2 protein-coding genes and 2 pseudogenes are annotated in these 3069 nt (G+C 73.2%); 2 read left to right on the top strand and 2 right to left on the bottom strand.

Annotated elements, in window-relative coordinates:
- Window positions 1-122 precede the first annotated feature (122 nt).
- Window positions 123-1011, bottom strand: a pseudogene (locus tag ABZ281_RS44120) (GNAT family N-acetyltransferase).
- A 261-nt stretch (window positions 1012-1272) separates the two neighbouring features.
- Between ABZ281_RS44120 and ABZ281_RS44115 the strand changes: the two are divergent.
- Complete coding sequence (locus ABZ281_RS44115) at window positions 1273-2382, top strand: PP2C family protein-serine/threonine phosphatase (RefSeq protein WP_356663877.1); 1110 nt, start codon at window positions 1273-1275, stop codon at window positions 2380-2382.
- 122 nt (window positions 2383-2504) lie between these two features.
- Here ABZ281_RS44115 and ABZ281_RS44110 read toward each other — a convergent pair.
- Window positions 2505-2582 (bottom strand): annotated as a pseudogene (locus ABZ281_RS44110) (hypothetical protein); the annotation flags it as partial.
- Window positions 2583-2822: 240 nt separating this feature from the next.
- On the opposite strand from ABZ281_RS44110, the gene ABZ281_RS44105 reads away from it, so the two are divergent.
- Window positions 2823-3029, top strand: coding sequence for a hypothetical protein (locus ABZ281_RS44105; RefSeq protein WP_356663875.1), 207 nt, complete (start codon window positions 2823-2825; stop codon window positions 3027-3029).
- Window positions 3030-3069: the final 40 nt, after the last annotated feature.

Genomic DNA, 3069 nt, shown 5'->3' with positions numbered 1-3069 from the left:
GGTAGTGCGTCCGCAGGCGCACGCCGTACTCGGTGACCATCAGGGGCACGCCGGTGAACGAACGCCCGGCCTGCCTCGTCCCGTTCGGCCGGGGCGAGTCGCGGGCGGCCTGGTTCCCACGCCTACGCCGGGTCGAAGTTGAGCCGCTCCTTCACCACCGGGTAGCCGCCCTTGGCGAAGTTCGCCGCCATGGGGACGTTACCCCGGTCGGTGGCCGCGGCGACGAACTCCGCCCCCCTGCTCGACGAGGAAGTGAGTGCACTCGGACAGGAGGTCGTAGGCGCAGCCCTGCCCGCGGTGTTCCGGCAGGACGCCGATGAAGCCGATGCAGGGGCCCGCGGGGTTGTGGGCCGGGATGTGGATGCCGGCCAGGTCGCCCTGCGGGGTGTACGCGACCTGCCACCACTCGCGCGGCGAGGGGCACCAGTGGAAGAAGTCGAGCTCCTCCTGGGCCGCCCGGCCGGTTCCGCCCTGCTCGATGGCCTTGAGCGCGTGGGCGTCCAGGGTGACGGAGTGGATGCGGCGCAGCGCGTCGAGGAACACGGCGTCGTCCGGCTCGGCGCGGAACTCCAGGCGCCCGGGCCGCTCGGGCAGGCCATGCTCGGGGGTCCAGCGGTACAGGAGGCGTTCGACCAGGAGGTCGTAGCCCGCTTTCCGGGCTGCCGTGACGCGGGTTTCGGCGGCGGCGCGCAGGGCCGGGTCGTCGCGCCAGCCGGCGGGCAGGTTCAGCTCCAGCTCGACCTGCCAGGGGGCGGAACGCAGGAGTGCGGCGCCCGCTTCCTCCTCGCCTTCGGCCACGTCGAACCAGTTGAGGTTGACGGGCTCGGTGTCGTCGGGGCCGCCCCACCAGGCGCCGCGGGCGACGACACGGCCGTCGCGCAGGGCCACCCGCTTCCAGTCGGGGCGGTGCCGGGTCAGCCGGTGGCCCTCACGGGCGCCCAGCGGGTCGGGCAGGGTGTCGAAGAGACCGGCGTCGCTCGGGTCGAGCGCGCGGATGACCACATCGGTCATGGGATGTCCTCCGGGACGCATGCTGCTCGGAGCGCTCCCGGTAGGTCAGTCGAGGCACGCCGGGACAACGGTGAGGGAGCGCGGGATCGGTGTGAACGGCACGGCTCTGCCCTCCTTCCGCTGGTCTCGGGGCGTGGCGCGCCACACGCTACGGGATCTCCGGACGGGCCGTCCATCGGATTTCGGGCGCTGTTCACGGGCCCCCCAAGGGTGGTCAAGCCCCGGCGTGCGGCGGACGGTCAGGCGTAGCAGCGTGGTGGTGTGAGCAGTGAGCGCGGCCCGCTGGCGCGCCGGGACCCGTACCGGCGGGGCTGGCTGCGTGGCGCACCGCCGCCCGGCTGGGCCCGGGTGCTGCCGTCGGCACTGCTGGCGGGCGTCTGCCTGGCGGAGCTGATCAGCCCGCAGCGGCTCGACATCGGCTTCCTGCTGGGGGCCATCCCTCCGCTGGCCGTGCTGGCACACGGTCCGGTGGCTACGGCGGTGCTCGGCGCCCTGGTGGTGGTCGTACTGACCGTCCCGGTCTTCAACCTCGACGATCCGGGCAGTACCGACCTGCTGACCGTGTGCTTCGTCTCGGCGCTGAGCGTGCTGCTGTCGTACGTCCGCTCCCGGCGGGACGCGCAGCTGGTCACCGAGCGGACCGTCGCCGAGGTCGCCCAGCGGGCCGTCGTACCGCTGCTGCCGGAGCGGGTCGGACCCGTGCGGTGCGCGGGACTGTACCGGGCCGCGCAGCGCGGGACGCTGGTCGGCGGCGACTTCTTCGACGTACGGGCGGGTCCCTACGGCGTGCGGGCGGTGATGGGCGATGTGCAGGGGCACGGGCTGTCGGCCGTGGCCACGGTCGCGTCGCTGCTGGGGGCGTTCCGGGAGGCGGTGCTGGACCAGCCGGACCCGGAGGCGGTGGCGGCCCGGCTCGACCGGAGGCTGGCGGTGGACTCGGCCGGCGACCCGCACGCCGAACTCTTCGCGACGGCGGTGCTCCTCGACTTCTCCGCCGACGCCCGGGTCGTGCGGATCGTGGCGTGTGGTCAGGCCGGACCGCTGCTGCTGCGTGACGGCAAGGCCGTCGAGCTGGACGTCGAGCCGTGTACCCCGCTCGGTCTCGGCCTCGCCGGGGCCGCCCCGCCCCGGGTCGTCTCGGTGCAGCTGAGGGCGGGTGACCGGCTCTTCCTCGCATCCGACGGGGTGACCGAGGCCAGGGACGCGGGCGGGATCTTCTACCCGCTGGCCGAACGGCTGCCGGGCTTCGCCGCCGAGGATCCGGGCGCGCTGGCCGAGCGGGTCTGGACCGACCTCGTCCGGCACTGCCCGGACGTGCAGGACGACGTCACGATGCTGGTGCTGGCGCCGCGTCCGCAGAACGAGCCCTGACAACAGCGGCCGGCGACGGCCCACGATGTTCGCGAGCCGCCGCCGGCGGAGTCTTGCGACCGGTACATCAGTGCCTTGATCGTGCACTCGTTGCCGAACGCGGGGTTGAGCAGCCCGATCACGTTGATCGAGTTGCCGCAGACGTTGGCGTTGATGTCGATCGGGATCCGGATGGAAGCCGGGGCTGCCGGTGGCGACACCGACGGGGCCGTCGTTCGCGCTCGCCGTACCGGCGAAGGTCGGCAGGACGGCGCAGGCACACCGTCACCCGGAGTGAGACAACGCTACCCTCGGTGAGCGTCCGAACGAGGTGCGGGGGCCGACGGGGCCGCCTTCGCGCTCTCCGGATGCACGCCGCGCTCCCGCGGGGAATGGTGATATCGGACCCGTTTTTCAGCACCGGGGCCGCACCAGCGATCCGGACCCTAGGAGCAGAGAACATGTCGACGTCAGAGCCCGCCGCATACCGGCCGCCCGAGGACCGCACCACCCCGGACCGCCTGCTCCACGCCCGCACCGGCACCGACGTGTCGCCTGAGGACCTCGTCCTCGCCTCGGGCAAGGACCTCACCCCGCACAACCTCGAGTGGGCCAGGCGCAAGCTGGCGGCGGAGGGGCCCAGCGCCCTGGAGAAGCTGCTGCCCTAGCCGAACAGCCGAACCCCCTTCGGCGTACCGAAGGCCACCG

Origin of the sequence: Streptomyces sp. NPDC006265, assembly GCF_040613555.1 — a bacterium.
Taxonomy (GTDB): domain Bacteria; phylum Actinomycetota; class Actinomycetes; order Streptomycetales; family Streptomycetaceae; genus Streptomyces.
This window is presented reverse-complemented; position numbering and strand designations above follow the sequence as displayed.